The sequence below is a fragment of the Maribacter sp. C-4077 genome (assembly GCF_055378385.1).
The window spans coordinates 2,158,165-2,176,939 of sequence record NZ_AP038807.1 but is presented as its reverse complement, the minus strand read 5'-3'; the positions used below and the strand labels follow the sequence as shown (position 1 = coordinate 2,176,939).

Annotated in this window: 9 protein-coding genes; 4 read left to right on the top strand and 5 right to left on the bottom strand. The window is 39.0% G+C overall.

The window, feature by feature from the left end:
* Positions 1-330 precede the first annotated feature (330 nt).
* The 4 genes from ACZ41C_RS09410 (at position 331) to ACZ41C_RS09395 (ending at position 8,410) form a co-directional block, all read left to right on the top strand.
* Positions 331-4,476: a two-component regulator propeller domain-containing protein gene (locus ACZ41C_RS09410; protein ID WP_464560951.1), complete on the top strand. Its 4,146-nt coding sequence runs from the start codon at positions 331-333 to the stop codon at positions 4,474-4,476.
* Between the two features lie 283 nt (positions 4,477-4,759).
* Positions 4,760-5,902, top strand: coding sequence for an endo-1,4-beta-xylanase (locus tag ACZ41C_RS09405; protein ID WP_464560949.1), 1,143 nt, complete (start codon positions 4,760-4,762; stop codon positions 5,900-5,902).
* 10 nt (positions 5,903-5,912) lie between these two features.
* Positions 5,913-7,367 carry an MFS transporter gene (locus tag ACZ41C_RS09400; protein ID WP_138257828.1) on the top strand — a complete coding sequence of 485 codons (1,455 nt, stop codon included), beginning with the start codon at positions 5,913-5,915 and terminating at the stop codon, positions 7,365-7,367.
* 5 nt (positions 7,368-7,372) lie between these two features.
* Positions 7,373-8,410, top strand: a complete 1,038-nt coding sequence (locus tag ACZ41C_RS09395) for a glycoside hydrolase family 43 protein (protein ID WP_464560946.1) — start codon at positions 7,373-7,375, stop codon at positions 8,408-8,410.
* A 77-nt stretch (positions 8,411-8,487) separates the two neighbouring features.
* On the opposite strand, the gene ACZ41C_RS09390 is transcribed toward ACZ41C_RS09395, so the two are convergent.
* The 5 genes from ACZ41C_RS09390 to fucP all read right to left on the bottom strand — a co-directional run bounded on the left by ACZ41C_RS09390 (position 8,488) and on the right by fucP (position 18,757).
* Positions 8,488-11,745, bottom strand: a complete 3,258-nt coding sequence (locus tag ACZ41C_RS09390) for a VCBS repeat-containing protein (protein ID WP_464560944.1) — start codon at positions 11,743-11,745, stop codon at positions 8,488-8,490.
* Between the two features lie 184 nt (positions 11,746-11,929).
* Positions 11,930-13,462, bottom strand: a complete 1,533-nt coding sequence (locus tag ACZ41C_RS09385; protein ID WP_138257831.1) for a RagB/SusD family nutrient uptake outer membrane protein — start codon at positions 13,460-13,462, stop codon at positions 11,930-11,932.
* Between the two features lie 31 nt (positions 13,463-13,493).
* A complete protein-coding gene (locus ACZ41C_RS09380) occupies positions 13,494-16,574 on the bottom strand; it encodes a SusC/RagA family TonB-linked outer membrane protein (RefSeq protein ID WP_138257832.1) in 3,081 nt (1,026 codons plus the stop codon).
* A 510-nt stretch (positions 16,575-17,084) separates the two neighbouring features.
* Positions 17,085-17,435 (bottom strand): L-rhamnose mutarotase, encoded by a 351-nt coding sequence (locus tag ACZ41C_RS09375; protein WP_464560941.1) that lies wholly within the window; start codon positions 17,433-17,435, stop codon positions 17,085-17,087.
* Entirely contained in the window at positions 17,432-18,757 is a 1,326-nt protein-coding gene (gene fucP, locus ACZ41C_RS09370; protein ID WP_464560939.1) for an L-fucose:H+ symporter permease, read from the bottom strand. The genes ACZ41C_RS09375 and fucP overlap by 4 nt, the downstream gene beginning before the upstream one ends.
* Positions 18,758-18,775 lie beyond the last annotated feature (18 nt).

Genomic DNA, 18,775 nt, shown 5'->3' with positions numbered 1-18,775 from the left:
TACAATAGTGTAAAAATTTAGGAGTCGCTTGGGATAAATTTAGGATTGACATTCCTGTGCAATATTCAAAAGAGCCAATGGAATTAAAAGTAAAAAAGGGTGAATCCTAGCCCGTAATTTCAAAATAATATCTGGCCTCAACCCTCCAATTCAAACCAATAAAATACTATTTTGCATTACCCACTAAAACATTTTCGTAAAAAACCCCATTTTTAGATGAAAGATTATCAGTTACTTGGAAATTTATTGCTAAAATTGATAATTATACGTTATGTAAGAAAAATTATCGAATTTTCAGCTTGTACTGCCTATTAGAAAACATTTGAAACTATGGTCCATCGGAATTATGTTCAAACAAGTTACCTTATCGTATCCTTCTTTTGCTCCCTAATTCTATCCGCTCAAGAGAAGGAAGCGGCATATAACTTTTTGGCTATAGAAGAATCCATTACCCAAAGAGCAGTTTCCTCAATTGTACAGGACAACCAAGGATTGATATGGATGGGAACCTACGGAGTGGGGCTAAACAAATACAACGGAATAGATATAACTACATACAAGCAGGAATTTGACAATCCCAACTCCCTAAACAGTTCATTAGTCCACACCGCTTACGTTGATTCTTCCGGACTGCTATGGGTGGGTACGGAAACTGGATTGGATGTTTATCAAAAGGAGCTTGATAGCTTCAAACATGTCTCCTTTAATAAAAATGGAACCGTCTTAAACAATATTGTCGTTACATCCATTGTAGAAATAAACCAGAACAGTTTATTAATTGGATCAATTGCGAACGGACTTTTTAAAGTGGATATTCAATCTTTAAAGGGATATCCCTTAAAAATAAATGATAACATTCAGACTCCCTCACTTATCAATTGCCTGGTTCAATACGGTGATGAAACTGTTTACATTGGAACGAACAAGGGTCTTTATGCATTTAATGGTGTTGAGGCCACGAAGGTTTTGCTCAAGGAAGATCTCTTTACTCATACTGAAAATGATGAATTGAATATCGAATCGCTCTTTGTAGATGACGAAGGTTCGCTTTGGATGGGAACACATTCCAATGGATTGATAAAATTTTTGGCACCTAATGGAACCGATAGTGAAAAAACAATCGAAACCTTCAATATTACGGATGAGCGCATATTGACCATTGTTCAAGCTCCTGATGACCGGATTCTGTGTGGGACCGAAAATGATGGATTATTCGTACTTTCCAAAAAAGGCGATCTCGTTAAAAATTATCGGTACGATAAATTCGACGGCAACAGTATTAAATCAAACTCTGTATGGTCGCTATTGGTGGATGCACAAGATCGTATTTGGATAGGATATTACAACAAAGGTGTTGGAGTACACGATTACAATTATGATAAATTTCCTGATATACAAAGCATTCCCAATGTTGAAAATTCGTTGCAATCATCTTCCGTAACGGGCATCCTAAAGGATAAGGAAGACAGGCTTTGGATAGCTATGGATGGTGGCGGGATAGATGTTTATGACACTGCAACAAATCAATTTATACATCTTTTAGACCCTAAAAATCCAATAGCCAAGCAATTAAATGCTGACGATGTACAGACCATATTCATGGACAGCCAAGATAACATTTGGGTAGGCACTTGGAATTCAGGCATTTACTTTCTTGAGTCCAACTCAAATGTTTTTGAACATTTCGATTACCAGAGTACTAATGGTGCCTTGAAATCAAATCGGGTCATGAGTTTTTCAGAGGATGCCTATGGTAAAATATGGATTGGGTCCTTCTCAAATGGTTTACATTTCTATAGTCTCGCAGACGGAAAATTTGGTTATGTGGACGATAAAAAGTTCAACGATTTAAAGACAAGCCGTGCGGAAATTCGCAAGGTCATGGTCGATAGAAATAACAACATATGGGTCGCAACCACAAGTGGACTGTTCAAAAGACAGGCCAGTTCAGAGGAATCGTTCAATAAAATTGAGTTAAAGCCAGAGCTTATGAATCCAAATGGTCATATGGTCTCGGTAGACGTGATCGTTTCTCTCTTTGAGGACTCTGAGCATAATGTCTGGATAGGTACGGACGGTGCAGGGGTTTGGAAGTACAATACAACCAATAATTTTTTAACGTGGTACAATAAAGAACAAGGATTGCAGCAAGAAACAATTTCAACGATAATCGAATCCAACGATGGAAGATTGTGGATGGCTGGCAACAAAGGACTTTCGTGCTATGATAAAAGTAATCAACAGATTATCAATTATGACATAAATGACGGTCTTCTCACCAATGATTTTAACTTCAATGCCGCCTTTAAGGATGTTGATGGCACTCTCTACTTTGGCAATTATAAGGGTATAAATGAGGTAAGACCTGTTACATTACCTCAGAACATGTACGAACCACAGATATATTTTACGGATTTTAAGGTCTACAACAAATCTGTAAAAATCGACGATAAAAATTCCCCATTAAATAAGGTGATTTCAGAAACCGAACATGTAACACTCAACCACAAGCAAAGTGTTTTTACTATAGAATATATTGGTATAAACTATACAAGGCCAGAAAAAAATCAGTATGCGTATTATTTGGAAGGGTTCGAGGAAGATTGGAATCTTGTGGGCAATAATAGAAGTGCAACATATACAAACCTGTCCCCGGGCAGTTATACCTTTAAATTAAAGGCAGCTAATAATGACGGGGTTTGGAGCAATGAAATAAAAACCCTCTCCTTTACCATTCTAGCCCCCTGGTGGAAAACAAAAATGGCTATAATCCTTTACCTACTAACCATCATTATTTTTTCATCTTGGTTGTACAGACTTGTAAGGGCGAGAATTCGAGAAAAACGTCTCGTCGAATTTGAACGCACCAAACGCAGTCAAGAGGAAGCGCTGAACAATAAAAAAATACAGTTTTTTACAAATATATCCCATGAGTTCAGAACCCCACTGACCCTTATTTTGAATCCGTTAAAGGACATAATGTCAAATACTGGACAGCCGCTTCCAAAGGAAGTAGCGGAAAAACATACCATAATTTACAAAAACGCAGCTAGGCTCAAACGTCTTATTGATGAGCTTATGGATTTTAGAAAACTTCAGTTAAACAAATTTTCCATTAAAGTTTCTAAAATAGGCATTAATGATTTTGTAAAGGAAATTACAGACCACTTCAAAGAAGAGGCTTTATTAAAGAACATTGCCCTATTGATAGAGCGCGATGAGACAACACCCTATCTGTGGAGCGATGCCGGAATGCTCGAAAAAGTAATCTTTAATATACTTTCCAACGCATTCAAGGTTACACCTGAAAATGGTGCCATAACAGTAAGCGTTTTCAAATCTCCTACAGATTACTGTTTTAGACTTGTAAATAACAAAACACTGCCATGCATAGAGATTTCAATTGAAGATACAGGTAGTGGTATCAACCAAGAGGAAGTGAAAAAAATCTTCGATAGATTCTATCAGGTTAAAAACATGAATAGTCAGTATTATGGAGGTACGGGGATAGGACTAGAGGTGGTCAGGAATTTCGTTGAGTTATTGAAAGGAGAAATTATTATAGATAGTGAAGAAGCTGTAGGGACAAAATTTAGAATACTTCTGCCCTTGGGCAATCAACACTTTAAAGAAGATGAACTATTGAAAGATACGGCCAGCGAAAGTATGTTGCCGGATATGGGCTCATTAAAAAAACCTTTGACCCATAAATTTGGAAATAAATCTGCGAAGACAATTTTAATCGTTGAGGACAATGTTGAACTGAGGTCATACCTCAAGCAGGAACTTTCCTTTGACCATAATGTTTTTGAAGCATCTAATGGCCAACAAGCTCTGGATTTGGCAAACAGAAAAATACCTGACCTAATCATAACCGATGTAGTTATGCCAGAAATGGACGGTTTGGAATTCTGTAGTAAGCTTAAAAACAATATTGCCACAAGTCATATCCCTATTATTATGTTGACCGCCAAGACCATGCCTGATGACATGATAAATGGTGTAAATTCTGGAGCTGATGTATATTTGACCAAGCCTTTTGATATGCGTTTATTAAATTCTTATCTATCCCGTTTGATTGAAAATCGACAAGTTTATATAAGCAAAAATTTGAACGACCCTTCAAAACTTAATTTGTTGGAAAAAACAACTGAATTGGATAAATCCTTTATGAGAAAGGTATTGGACTATTTGAACAAGAATATTGAAAAAGCAGAATTGAACGTTGAACATCTGGCAGAAGATATGTACTTAAGCAGAAGTCAACTGTATAGAAAAATTAAAGCCATGACCGGACTTACCCCTAATGAACTGATTCGCAAGGTTCGTTTGGAAAAGGCGAAAAATATGATAGAAACAGGGTGTGAATCGATTGCCGAAGTAGGGTTCAAAGTAGGTTTTTCTTCCCCATCCTACTTCAGTCGTTGTTTTAAGTCAGAGTTTGGTATCCTTCCTACTGATATTAAAACAAAATAGAAAAATGAACAATCTCTAAACACCCAAATTTTATTAAATAGTAGCATCAGATATACTCTGGGCTTAGCTTCAATGAAATCCATATCCAACCTTGGTTTTAAGGTAGTTCCGTAATACCATAAAATTTTTATACAACATGTTTAGGATACAAAGCCACAAATGTGATATTCTAAGGATTCGATTTCGGTTAGATTTATGGCCTAAATGACCAAATACAATGATTTACATAAATTCTAAAATGATTTGTTCTTCAATTAATAAAGCCGAAAAATTCCGTTCTATTGTGAGACTCGTTTTACAATCCTTCATGTTCATTATTTTAACATCTCTGATAAGTTGCTCGCAGACAAAGGATGAAAATCCAGTAAAAGTAAAATCACTAAAAGAAGCTTTTGAAAAGGATTTTTATATTGGCGTAGCTTTGAACGGTAGAATAATAGACCAAAGTGATAGTGCCTCTCTTAGCCTGGTAAAAAGAGAATTTAATAGCATTACCGCCGAAAACATAATGAAATCGTCCATTATCCATCCTCAAAGGGATAGTTTTAATTTTGAATTGGCCGATAAATTTGTTGCATTGGGAAAAAATAACGGCATGCATGTACATGGCCATACCTTAATTTGGCACAGTCAGTTATCTCCTTGGTTTGCAACTATCGAAGACAGCTTCGAATTTAAGGATGCAACAGAAAAACATATCAAGGATTTGGCTCTTCACTTTAAAGGTGTCGTTGACTCATGGGATGTTGTGAACGAAGCCTTAAATGAAGACGGTACACTTAGAAATTCCATTTTTCTTGAGAAAATGGGGGATGAATATCTTTCATTAGCATTTAAGTGGACCTCTGAGGTAGACCCTAATGCAAAGTTATTTTATAATGATTACAACATGACAAATCCTGATAAAAGGCAAGGTGCTATCAGAATGATAAAGAAAATCCAGGAAAAAGGAATAAAAGTTGATGGGGTTGGAATGCAGGGACATTGGCACTTGGATTACCCTTCCCTTGAAGAAATAGAAGAAAGCATTTTGGAGTATTCAAAATTGGGGGTCCAGGTAGCAATTACGGAATTGGATATTAGTGTATTGCCAAACCCATGGGATTTGGAAGGGGCCGAAATCAGTCAGAATTTCGAGAACAGCGAAGAGATGAATCCATACACCAAAGGTCTACCCGATTCAATACAAACAAAATTGGCCAATAGATATAAGGACATTTTCAAAATATTCCTAAAACATAGGGATAAAATCAGTAGGGTTACCTTTTGGGGTGTTAATGACGGACAGTCATGGTTAAACGGATTTCCAATTCGTGGTAGGACCAACTATCCTTTACTTTTTGATAGGGAGTTAAAACCAAAGCCAGCTTACTATGGCATAATTGGCCTAAAAGAAAAACTTGACCAATTACAGACAACAAACTAATTTGTAGATTATGAATCCTGATTCACATAAACTATCCATTAAGGAAAAAGTTGGCTATAGTTTGGGAGATTTATCCGCCAACCTTGTGTTCCAAACTTTGGTTACCTACTTGGCGTATTTCTATACGGATATTTATGGATTGGAAACGGATGATGCCTCGGTTATCATATTTGTGGTTGGTATCATTTCCGCATTCGCCTTTAACCCTATTGTTGGTGCACTTGCCGATAGGACAAGGAGTAGGTGGGGAAAATTTAGGCCATGGATATTGTTTACTTCGATACCCTTAGGAATCGTTGCACTTTTAGCATTCAGCACACCCAATTTTGAATATACAGGTAAGGTAGTCTACGCCGCGATAACCTATACCCTATTACTGTTATTGTATGCGGCCAACAACCTTCCCTATGCCGCTCTTAGCGGAGTTATAACAGGAAGTATGAAGGAGCGCAATAGTATTTCATCCTACCGATTCGTTGCCGTGATGTTTGCGCAATTCTTTGTACAGGTTTTCATGTTGCCAATCATAATGTATGCTGGTGATGGCAATAAAGCGGATGGCATTGAAACGGTAATGACCTATTTGGCGGTTATTGGGACCATCATGCTATTGATCACCTTTTTTACAACCAAAGAACGTGTTGTCCCTACCCCTGATCAGAAATCTAGCTTAAAGGAAGATTTAGGCGATTTGGTAAAGAACAGACCTTGGATTATAATGTTGGTACTCACCACCTTGGTGTTCATAACCCTTGCAATGAAGGGAGGATCGTACGTTTATTATTTTGAGAACTATGTAAATGCGGCCAGTTTGGCAGAATTTATCGCTCCGCTTTTAAGGGCTCTTTCCAGCATAGGTTTGGACTTTTTTGGGGACGATCCAACTTCTGCAGGGTTTGGACTGTTCAATGCTGGCGGAATTATTTTTATGATTGTCGGGATTTCATTATCAAAACGTTTGGCGGACAAATATGGAAAAAGAGATGTATTTGGTAGTGCATTGTTCGTATCCACCCTATTTATAGCCATTTTCTACTTCTTTTCTTCTACTTCAGTAGAACTTATGTTCCTTTCGCAAATTCTGCACGGGTTTTTCTACGGCATTACCATTCCACTCTTGTGGGCCATGATTGCAGATGTTGCAGATTATTCCGAATGGAAGAACAATAGACGGGCCACGGCCATTATTTTTTCCGCCATGATGATCGGGTTAAAACTAGGGCTCACTATTGGCGGTTCACTCGTAACGTGGATACTTGGGGTTTACAATTACATTCCTAAGAAATTTGCCTCCAACGGTGCTGTAGTTCAACCGGATAGCGCAATCGAAGGTACAAGAATGTTGGTTAGCATATACCCATCCATAGCATTTTTAATGGGAATAGCACTACTATTTTTTTATGAGATTAATAAAAAAATGGAGACCCAGATTGAAAACGATTTAATTAGAAATAGACAAAAATAAATAGCATGCCTGAAGAGAGTTTAGATCATATAAATTTTGACAAACTGAATGAAAAGGCGATTTCAAGTCCGCTAGTAAAGCATATATATACAGCAGACCCTTCCGCTCATTATTATAATGGTAAAATATACATCTATCCCTCACATGATATAGACGCTGGCGAGGCTTTTGACGACTTAGGGAGTCATTTTGCCATGGAGGACTATCATGTCCTATCCATGGATACCATTGATGGTCCGGCAGTTGATCATGGAATTGCCCTTCATGTAAAGGATGTTCCTTGGGCGGAGAGACAGATGTGGGCGCCTGATGCTGCGTATAAAGGCGGTAAATATTATTTGTTTTTTCCTGCAAAGGCCCATGACGGCATTTTTAGGATAGGTGTTGCCGTAAGCGATTCTCCAACCGGCCCCTTCACCCCACAACCGCAAGCTATAAAGAATAGCTTTTCCATAGACCCAGCAGTCTTTGAAGATGAAGATGGAAGCTTCTATATGTATTTTGGTGGTCTTTGGGGCGGTCAATTGCAACGATGGCGAAATGGCTCATTTAATGGTAAAGAACCTGAGAGTCCAACAGCACATCTACCCAATGACGATGAAATGGCACTAATGCCCAAGATTGCAAAAATGACCGATGATTTACTTGAGTTTGCTGAAAAACCTAAAGATGCCTTAATCATTGATGAAAATGGCAACCCGCTTTTGGCCGGGGATAACAAAAGACGATTCTTTGAGGCCGCCTGGTTACATAAATACAAAGGAAAGTATTATTTCTCCTACTCTACTGGCGACACTCATTTTATATGTTTTGCCGTTGGTGATAATCCATATGGGCCATTTACCTATAAGGGAAGGATCCTCGAACCGGTTGTTGGTTGGACAACCCACCATTCAATATGTAAAGTAGACGAAAAATGGTATCTTTTCTACCATGATTCCTCATTATCTAAGGGCGTAACCCATCTAAGGTGCATTAAGGTTGCGGAAATTGAACACCTAAGCGATGGAACCATAAAAACGCTCAAAGCTTATAGGGATTGATAATAATTTTAAAATTAGACTATTGCTTTTAAAGTACTAAGAAACATAACCGAAGGTTAAAAGAATCGATTTTGTTTCTACTGATTTTTTGAGAGTGGAATCGTTTTTCTAAAATACCTTAAAGTATCGTTTTGTAAACCTAAAATTATTAGTTCATCGTCGGAATGGCTTTTCAGTCTTAACAAAGACCGTGCTTCCCCAGTAATGTCAAAACCACTTTTACTTGATTTGATCAATTCAAATTCACCTTTAGTCCGATTATATTCCAGCGTCTGTCCTATACCTGCATCATAATGGCCGGTTAGGATTTCAGTGTTCATAAAATTACCTACACTCAACAATTCCATAGCATCATCACCATTAATATCGATGTCAATAAAATCGAAAATAGGAGACCATTGCAACTGCTCGGGTAGTGGAGATTTCCTAAATTTTCCATTTCCCGTATTCTCAAAATACATGGAGGCCAGTTCATATGCTTTGAAAATAGAATTTGAATCCATTTTCTCCTTATCGAATAGTTCCCCAAAAGTTTTCTCCCCGTAATCATGGTAATTTTTTGTCAACTTTCTAATTAATGGCAACTGTTTCATCAAAGTACCCCTTGCCTGTAAAATGTACTCCTTACCCTGATTGAAATACGTTATAATAGGTTCAATGGAGCCATTTTTATCAAAGTCATGGGCGTAAAGTCTTAGTGGTTCCTCTCCAGTTGCGTAAAAGGGATTGTTCAAGCCCCAATTACCGGCTACGAAATCCATATCGCCGTCCCCATCAAAATCTCCAGCCCTTAAACAATTCCACCATCCGTGTGTGTCTTTTAATCCATTATCGCTCAAATCGAGAGCCAATCGACCTTGCTTGTTAAAAAAAAGTTGAACCGGATTCCACTCGCCCACCAAAATAAGGTCGATCCACCCATCATTATTTATGTCTGCAGCAGATGCATCCGTAATCATTCCAGGGTAAACCAGTTTTGGGGCAATTTTCTTTGTTACATCCATAAAAACACCTTGGTTATTCTCCAAAAGATAGGATCTTGGTGAGAAAGGAAAATTATTGGGATCTAAACGACCTGCCACAAAAAGGTCTTCATCTCCATCTTTATCAAAATCAAGAGGAACGACGGTATTGGTTGGAAATGAAATTTTGGGAAGTGCATCGGTTTCCATATTAAAAAACCCATTTCCGTCGTTCAAATAAAGAACGTCTTGGTACAAATCAGTATCGGCATAATTTTCTGAACTTCCGTTTGCAAGATATAAATCTAAATCCCCATCATTGTCCGCATCAAAAAAGCAGCCAGCTGAATTTTCACTTCTAATTTCATCTTGGGATTTCTGAAATGGAGATTTAACAAAGTTGCCATTTGCTGACTGTACATAGAAGTTGGCAGGATTATTTGCAGTTCCTCCCACAAAAAAGTCTTCTAGACCATCGCCATTTATATCTCCTCCTAAAAGAATTGGGCCTGGCCTACTGTAGCCTCTAAAAAGCAGCGGCCATTTTTTAAAATCGTCAAAGGTGTTTTCTTGGTGGACATAGGGGGAGTCCAAAGGAGGGGCAATCTCCTCCAAATAGGCTTTTTCAAGTTTTTTTGAAATTTTAACTTCAATCTTTGAATTTCCTTTTATTGGAGCAATCGTTTGATTGGTATCAACATTTTGTAACAATGTTGTAGTATCATCGGGCCAGATTACCCTGATCGAATCGATAATCGCTGCATTTCCCAAACCAAAGTGCATAAAAGGTTCAACAGATGATAGATATCCACGCTGGGGATGGAATTCCCCGTATTGCTTTCCCTTTTTGGAATAGACCCATACCTTGGCCCCAATATTCTCTGCATTTGGATTGAACTTCAACCTTAGATAGCTGGAATTATCCTTTTTAACATCCGTACTTTTATTCTCAAAAAGAAGTATTTCATCATCGATGTTATTGGTAAGAATGTCAAGATCGCCATCCAAATCCAAATCTGCATATACTGCACCGTTTGAATAAGATGGTACCTGTATACCACTGGTGGCCGTTTCATTTTCGAACTTGTTCTGGCCCCTGTTTCTGAAGAAGAAGTTTGACTTTTTTACCCCATCCATTTTTTTCAGTTGATCGACAAGTGCCTTTCTCTTTTCCTCAAAAGAACCAAAGACATTTGAAGAGTTATTGAAATCCACAAAATCCATATCGGTAATATCTTTTTTATAACCATTGGTAATATAGATATCCCGAAGTCCGTCATTGTCAAAATCAGCTATCAAGGGTGCCCAACTCCAATCCGTAGCCGAAACACCGGCAAAATTTCCAATATCACTGAATCCTGAGGGTGTACTCACCTGAAGTACGTTTCTAACGAATTGCGGCTGGTAACCTGCTTTAACCGATGAATTAAACCTGTCGAAAGGTATTTCGGAAAACATGGTTTTCCTTCTTAAATTATCTTCTGGAAACATATCCAAAACCAAAAAATCAAGCCCTCCATCATTGTTGATATCGGCTACATCTATACCCATACTATTGTGGCTCTGATGCTTAAAATATTCAGAAACTTTATTGGTGAATGTGCCGTTTCCATTATTCACGTACAGCACATCATTGGACAGAAAGTCATTAGCTACGTAAATGTCCGGATATTGGTCCCCATTAATATCCATTACAGCAACGCCCAAGCTCCATCCCTCAATAGAGATTCCCGCTTCCCTTGAAACATCCTCAAACTGGAGAATGCCATTTTTATTGGTTCCGTTGTTCCTGTAAAGTTTATCCGTACTTTTTCCCCTGCCGTCCTTTCGTTGACCAAAAGCATTGTTCTTAGGGTATTCTTCTTTGGAATTGTTGGCCAAAAAAAGGTCCAAATCGCCATCCCTATCATAATCCAGCCAAACGGCCTGCATCGTGTAAGAAGAATCTGCGATGTTCATTTCACTTGCAAGGTTCCTAAATTTTATTTCCTCCTTGGATTCCGTTTCATTGAGGTAAAAATAGTTTTTAGTGTTTCCCAAGAAAAGATCGTGGGCCGTCGAAATATGGATATCCGGTTTCCCGTCATTGTTAATATCAACAATGGACACACCGGTACACCAAGCATCGGTTATGATTCCGGAAGACGAAGTGACATCTTTAAACTGAAGGTTCCCAATATTTTGATAGATACGGCTAGTGACCATGTTACCAGAAAAAACGACATCAGGCAGACCATCTGAATTAAAATCCCCAATCCCCACTCCACCTCCATTAAACAGATATTCATAATCTATAATATTCAATGTTTCATTCTCTGTAATAGTGTTCCTGAAAGTGAGGCCTGAGTGTTCGGTCGTTACCTTTTTAAACAATGTATTTTCAGGCTTTTTGGTCTCACAACCAAATAAGAGAACACATAAAATAAAACCGCTAATCCAACGCATATAGTAAAATACTAAATAATATAGATAAGTATAAAAGGGAAGTGCCAAAACCCTCACGGTTTTGGCACTACCAATAAAAACTAACTCAATCTAACTAATATTTATATGACTTCTAATAACCAGGGTTTTGATCAGATTCCGACAATTTAGCATTGTTATCAATCTCACTTTGTGGTATAGGAAGTAGTTCCAATTTTGGTTCAAAATGTGAAATGGGTTCGGCAGGCAACTTACCTTCCTTTCTCCATCTTAAAATATCCCTATTCCTAATTTGCTCTGAACTTAGTTCTACACGCTTTTCATGGATAATGGCTTCCATAACCTCGGTTGGGTTACTAACAGGAAAATTAGTAGTAGGATATGGCGGCATATCTACACTAGGCCTTGCACGAACTTGATTCAATAACGCTATTGCCCTTGCAGGGTTACCTAACTCCAATTCACATTCTGCCAAGTTGATCAGGACTTCCGCATAGCGAATTACCCTCATGTTGATACCTCCTGTTAGGAATCCTCCAGGATCGGTTTTGTACATAAGCGAATACTTTCTCCAGCTTATTTTTGTGGTAACGCCCTCAAACGTGGTCTCCTCGCCTTGGACATCTGTCAAAACACTTTCTCCATTATTAAAAGTATCACCCAAGGAATAAAAACTTTTTGCAAATCTTGGGTCATCTTTCGCATCGCCTTTGGATACACGTTCAAACTCATTTAATAGACCATCTGAAGGTATTAAGTTTCTCCAACCCACAGCAGAATATTCCTGTGTTCTAACACTTTGCTCGTTACCTACGCCGTCACCCGTTCCGTTCCAGTTGAAACCACCAACGTTCGAGTAACCAATCTCTGCAATGGACTCCCTATTATATTCATTCTCCTCTTGAAAGTTATCATCGAACTCATCTACCAAGGCGTATTCACCTGAGTCTACTATGGCTTCAAAAGCGGTTTTTGCTCCTGCATAGTCACCTGTAAACATTAAAGCACGTCCTAACATTGCCTGAGCGGAACCTTTTGAAAACCTGCCCGGTTGTTCAGTCTGTGATGCCAAAGGCAATCCTGCTGCAGCGTCCCTTAGGTCTTGAATGGCCAAATCCAGTACTTCTTGCTGTGATGATTTTGGAGCACTGTCCTCAAATGTTCCAGCATAGGTGGTATAGATGGGAACTCCTCCCCAAAGACTTCCTAACTCAAAATAGGCCCAACCTCTTGTGAACTTGGCTTCTGCAATTAAGGCCGTCCGTAAGCTTTCGCTTATATCCGCTACTTCAGGCCCTTGGGTTATTACAATATTTGACCTTAAAATTACAGCGTAGAGGCCTGTCCATACATCTCTAGCGACCGAATTACCAGGGTCATTGGTACCTATTAACAACTGATTTCTAGGCGTTTCTAATTGGCCTCCGCCGGCTTTATTATCATCGCCCCTTAAATCGTGTAAAAAGAAATATTCCCTTGCATACAACTGAAGACTCTGTAGGGATGCATAGATGGAGTAAACACCGCTCCTTAACTCGTCTCCGTTCTTGTAGAATGTAGCAACAACGACTTCATTAGGGTTCGTTAGATCCAAATCTTCCCTTCCGCATGATAAGCTGAAGAGAAAAGCCGCAATTATGGCAATCGTGGGTTTTAAGTTTTTCATATTTTTCATTTTATTTTCTTTTATAACAATTTTAAAATCCTAGTTCCAATCCTATTAAGATAGTACGGGGTCTTGGATATTGCCCGTAATCCACACCTTGGATATTCAGGTTGTTGTTTCTTGCCCCAATTTCAGGGTCATATCCTTGGTATTTTGTGAAAGTCAACAAATTGTTTCCAGAAAGATACACGTTAAAATTGCTAAGACCGGCCAAGCCCCTGTCCAACCAATCTTGTGGAAACCTATAGCCAATTTTTAGGTTCTGCAATCTTAAAAATGAGGCATCCTCCACAAAGCGATCTGATGTTCTGGTATTCTGGTTGGGATCACCATTTACCATTCTTGGTATGTTCGTATCTGTGTTGGTAGGGGTCCAAGCATCCAATACCTGGGTTCCATGATTAAACAGTCTTAACCCTCCTTCAGTATATACCCTTGTAGCATTGTAAACATCATTTCCTTGATTTCCATACCAGTACATATTAAGATATAAATTTTTATAGGAAGCGTCAAAGTTTAAACCGTAGGAGAAATCAGGAATAAAACTACCAATGACATCACGGTCGTCCGCAGTTATATCACCACTGCCATCCAAATCCTGAAAAATAAGATCTCCAGGCGCAGCATTACTTTGATACGGTGTGGATGCGTCACCATCAAGTGCATTATATTGATCAATTTGAGCTTGGCTTTGGAAAATACCCTCGACCTTCCATCCATAAAAGGATTGAATAGGGTCGCCTACAGCGGTACGGGTTATGTCAAAACCACCCGCATCGGCATTTTGACCACCAAAAATACTAGCGGATTCAGTAGCTAATGCCACTACCTCATTTCTAAAAAGCCCAACATTTGCAGCAACGTTCCACTGAAATTCGGTTCCTGGTTTTGAATAATAAGAAGTGCTAAAATCCATACCCCAGTTTTCCATACCCCCTACATTGGCAATCGTGTTTCCTGCGAAACCAAGTGAGGCAGGAATAGGAACATTAAGAATCAAATTGTCCGTAGTTCGCTTATACCATTCCGCAGACAACTGAACCCTATTTTGATATAAGCCCAAATCAAAACCTACGTTGGTCATAGTGGTCACCTCCCACTCCAATTCAGCATTGGCAAGACGATTGAAAAAAGCTCCTTGTACTTCCTCATTGTTTATGATTGCGTTGGTGTTGGTAGAGATACCGGCCTGACTTTCAAAATCACCGATTCCTTCGAAACCAACTTGACCCCAACTTCCCCTAATTTTTAATTCTGACAAGTTTTCAAGTCCTTGCATAAAAGGTTCTTCAGCTATATTCCAACCAGCGGATATTCCCGGAAAGGTTTTCCACTTGAATCCATCGGAAAATTTTGAGGAACCGTCACGCCGTAATGAAGCGCTTAACAAATAACGACCACCAAAATCATAGTTCAATCTTCCCAAGAAGGAATAAATGACATTTGAGCCTTCCGTTCCGCTAACTGTTTGTGCCTGGGTTCCCTGGAGAACATTTAAGTCATTACTTAGACGACGACCATTACCGGTTATAGTGTAAATATCAAAATCTTGTCTTTCTGCAACGGCTATGGCATCGATATTATGCTTACCAAAAGTCTTAACAAAGTTCAATTGGTTTGAAAAATAATTTCCGGTGGAGGTATTCTGTTGATCTATTGTAATATTTTCTACCCTACCCGCAAATCCGTCAAAATATATGGGTTGCAATTGCAGGTTTCTGAAATTGTTCCAATCGATACCCGCTGTAAAACGATAATCCAATCCATCAAAAAGTTTAACATTGGCGTAGGCCGTACCAAAAATCCGTACATTGGAATTTGTATTTCTGTCTATTACCGCGGGTCTTAATGGGTTTTCAGGATCCGTACCATCAGCGCCATCTGGCGCTCTAAGACCTCCTGGCAATGTTGGGTCCCTCAACGGTATATAAGGTATACCTCTTATAATGTTCTGAATCTGGGTTCTTCCTCCCAACTCCGCTTCATTTAGTCTTTCACCATTGGATATTGTGAAAGATTCTCCAACCGATAACCAATCATTGATATCATGATCTGAGTTCACCCTAAAATTATATCTAGAAAAACCGGTTCCCAACATGATACCGTCTTGCTTAAAATAGCCAAATGAAGCATACACCCTAGAAGCTTCAGAGCCTCCCCTAACACTAAGGTGATGCTGGGTGGTGATACCCGTGGTAAAAACGGCATCCTGATAATCTGAATCTGTTTCAGCATAGGTTTGGGTTGCGCCAGGATAAATAGGGGTATTCAATTCACTCCAACGGGAAGGATACGTGGCTCCAGCATTATCCAATAATTCCCTTCCAAATTCGAGATATTGCTCTCGGTTCAATAAATCCAATTTGTTGGAAGCATTTGCAAACCCGCTAAATGTGCGATAATTCAGTTCAACCCCATTTGCGGCCCTGCCTTTTTTAGTGGTGACCAAAATAACACCGTTGGCAGCCCTTGAACCATATATGGCCGCAGCACTGGCATCCTTAAGTACAGAAATGGAAGCGATGTCATTATTATCGAAGTCGCCCAGGCCACCTACCGGATATCCATCTACAACGTAAAGAGGACTTGATGCAAAACTAATGGAGCCAATACCACGAATACGCACAATTGGATCGGTACCTGGTCCCCCTGAATTATTGATTTGGATACCAGGAACACGACCTTGGAGTGCCTCGGCAAAACTCACAACGGGGAGCGCAACGATATCTTGAGAAGAAACGGTAGAAACGGCTCCGGTTACAGATTCCTTTTTCTGAGTACCATATCCTATTAGAACTACCTCATCCAGCGCCTCCGTATCCTCTAAAAGAACTAAGTTTATTGTAGACCGACCATCGACCTGAATTTGTTGTGTCTTAAATCCAATGTAACTAAAGGCCAAGGATCCATTGGAGGGAACGTTTGAAAGAACGTAGTTTCCATCAAAATCCGTCTGGGTTCCATTGGAAGTGCCAGCCACTAAAATTGATGCTCCAGGAAGTGGTGTCCCTGAGTCATCGGTAACTGTACCGGTAACGGTCAACGTTTGGGAAAATGCCAATTGCAATCCTAAGATAAATGTTGCAATCAAGGCTGTTTTAAATCTATTCATAATTAAGTGGTTAAAGTTTGTTGCAATCAATAGTAATGTTAATCAAGTTTAATTGTCACCAATAAACTGAAACCAAATGTATTCCAAAGGGGAAAGAAATATTAAAACAGATGATGCGCTTTCTTGAAATATTGTTGCACCCAACTGATTATATTGTTAATTATTCAAACAACACCCATTTATCAGGGTATAATTTTAACAGTACTTCATCTTATTGCCCCAAATAATGCAAATTACTTAGGAATGATTAGATCCCATAAAACTAGATAAAACTCTATAAATTAAAATTTTACACCTCTTATTTTACGTTGGAATGGACCGCATAACTGTTAATAAACGATGTTATGAGGCTGTTTTGAAGTTTAGGTTTGATTCTCGCTGATAAAAACTATAAATAAAATGTCTTCAAAATGTACAATCGCCATCGAATTCCAAAAATATAGGGACACAATGCATTTTTTATAAGAATAATTTAGAGCATGTTTAAAATTGTACGATTGATTTTATCACTTATCGAGATAGCTTGAATATACATTCGGTTGGTATCCATTTTTCCCCATCACGTGCAGACGGTAAGGCCTGTTGGAACGTCCACATCAATTGTTCCCATTCCTGAACTTTGGCATTTTCCTTGTCAATTTTTTGTTTCCGTTCAAAGGAAAAGCTTTCGTTCACTTCCATAATCATAAAAAGCCTGTTCTCGACCAAATAAATTTCCATATCCAAAATACCGGCACCTTTAATACTTTCAGTAACCTCTGGCCAAACATTTCCAGCTTCATGATATTCCCTATATTTCTTTATTAAATCAGGCTCATTTACCAAATCACAGGCAAAACAATAGCGTTTGGTTGGTTTCATAATGTAGGATTGTATTTTGTATACACATTGCGTCCATAGATTCCAACAAGAATAAAACATAACAATGGTAGAACAAATGAGAAATTCACTTCAGGTACTCCCAAAATCGATATATCCGTGTAACCGGTTCCCCCCAAATCCAAAATCAATCCTTGTAAGGTGGGCATCAACGCACCGCCAACGATGGCCATTACCAAAAAGGCAGCCCCAAATTTGGAATCATCTCCCTGCCCTTCCAATGCAATACCATAGATTGTTGGGAACATAATGGACATAAAAAAGGAAATGCCTACCAAAGCGATCAATCCTACCATACCCGGAACAAAAATGGTTATCAATGTAAAAATGGATGCTCCTATGGCGAATATAAACAGTAGCTTTCCGGAACTTATTATCCTGAGTAGTGCGGTTCCCACCCATCTACCAGTCAAAAATATGACCAACGCCGCAATTCCAAAATTTACCGCCTTCTCATTGGTAATACCAAAGGATTCCGCATATTGATAAAGGTAGGTCCAACACATAATCTGTGCCCCTACATAGAAAGCCTGTGCCACTACACCCCCTACAAATTTTTTGGACTTAAAAAGTCTTTTTATGGATTCCGATACAACCACTTTGCCTTCCTGTCTTTCGTTACGTGGCATTTTGATCAATGCAATGACCACAAAAAATGCAATGACCACAAGACCCAAGATTACATATGGATTACGAATTACTGCCAGGTCCGATGTCCTTACCAATTCCTTAGCTGTTTCTGACAAAGTTCCATAAACAGGCGCTCCGTTAGGCAAAAGGTCATCTGATTGCAATGACGCCAGAATGAATTTTTGTGCTACCAAAAGACCTAGCAGTGCTCCAATTGGATTAAAGGCCTGGGCCAAATTAAGGCGTCTTGTAGCAGTTTCTTCGGAGCCCATTGAAAGAATATAAGGGTTTGCTGTAGTTTCCAAAAATGCCAATCCAAATGTCAGAATATACAAGGCCGCCAAAAAAAACCCAAATTCCTCATAGGCCGCTGCCGGATAGAAAAGAAGGGCTCCTACGGCATACAAGGCAAGGCCCAGCAAAATACCTTTCTTATAGGAATATCGGTTAACGAATATCGCGGCAGGTAGGGCCATGGTAAAATATCCACCGTAAAATGCCAATTGAACCAAAGAGGCTTGGAAATTATCCAGTTCCAACACTTTTTTAAATGCGGAAACCATTGGATTGGTTATATCATTTGCAAAACCCCAAAGGGCGAAAAGGGAAGTAATAAGTATAAAGGGAACTAATACCGATTGTTTAAGTAATGGTGTTGGGGTCTGATTTGCCATGATTTTAGGTTGGGTTGG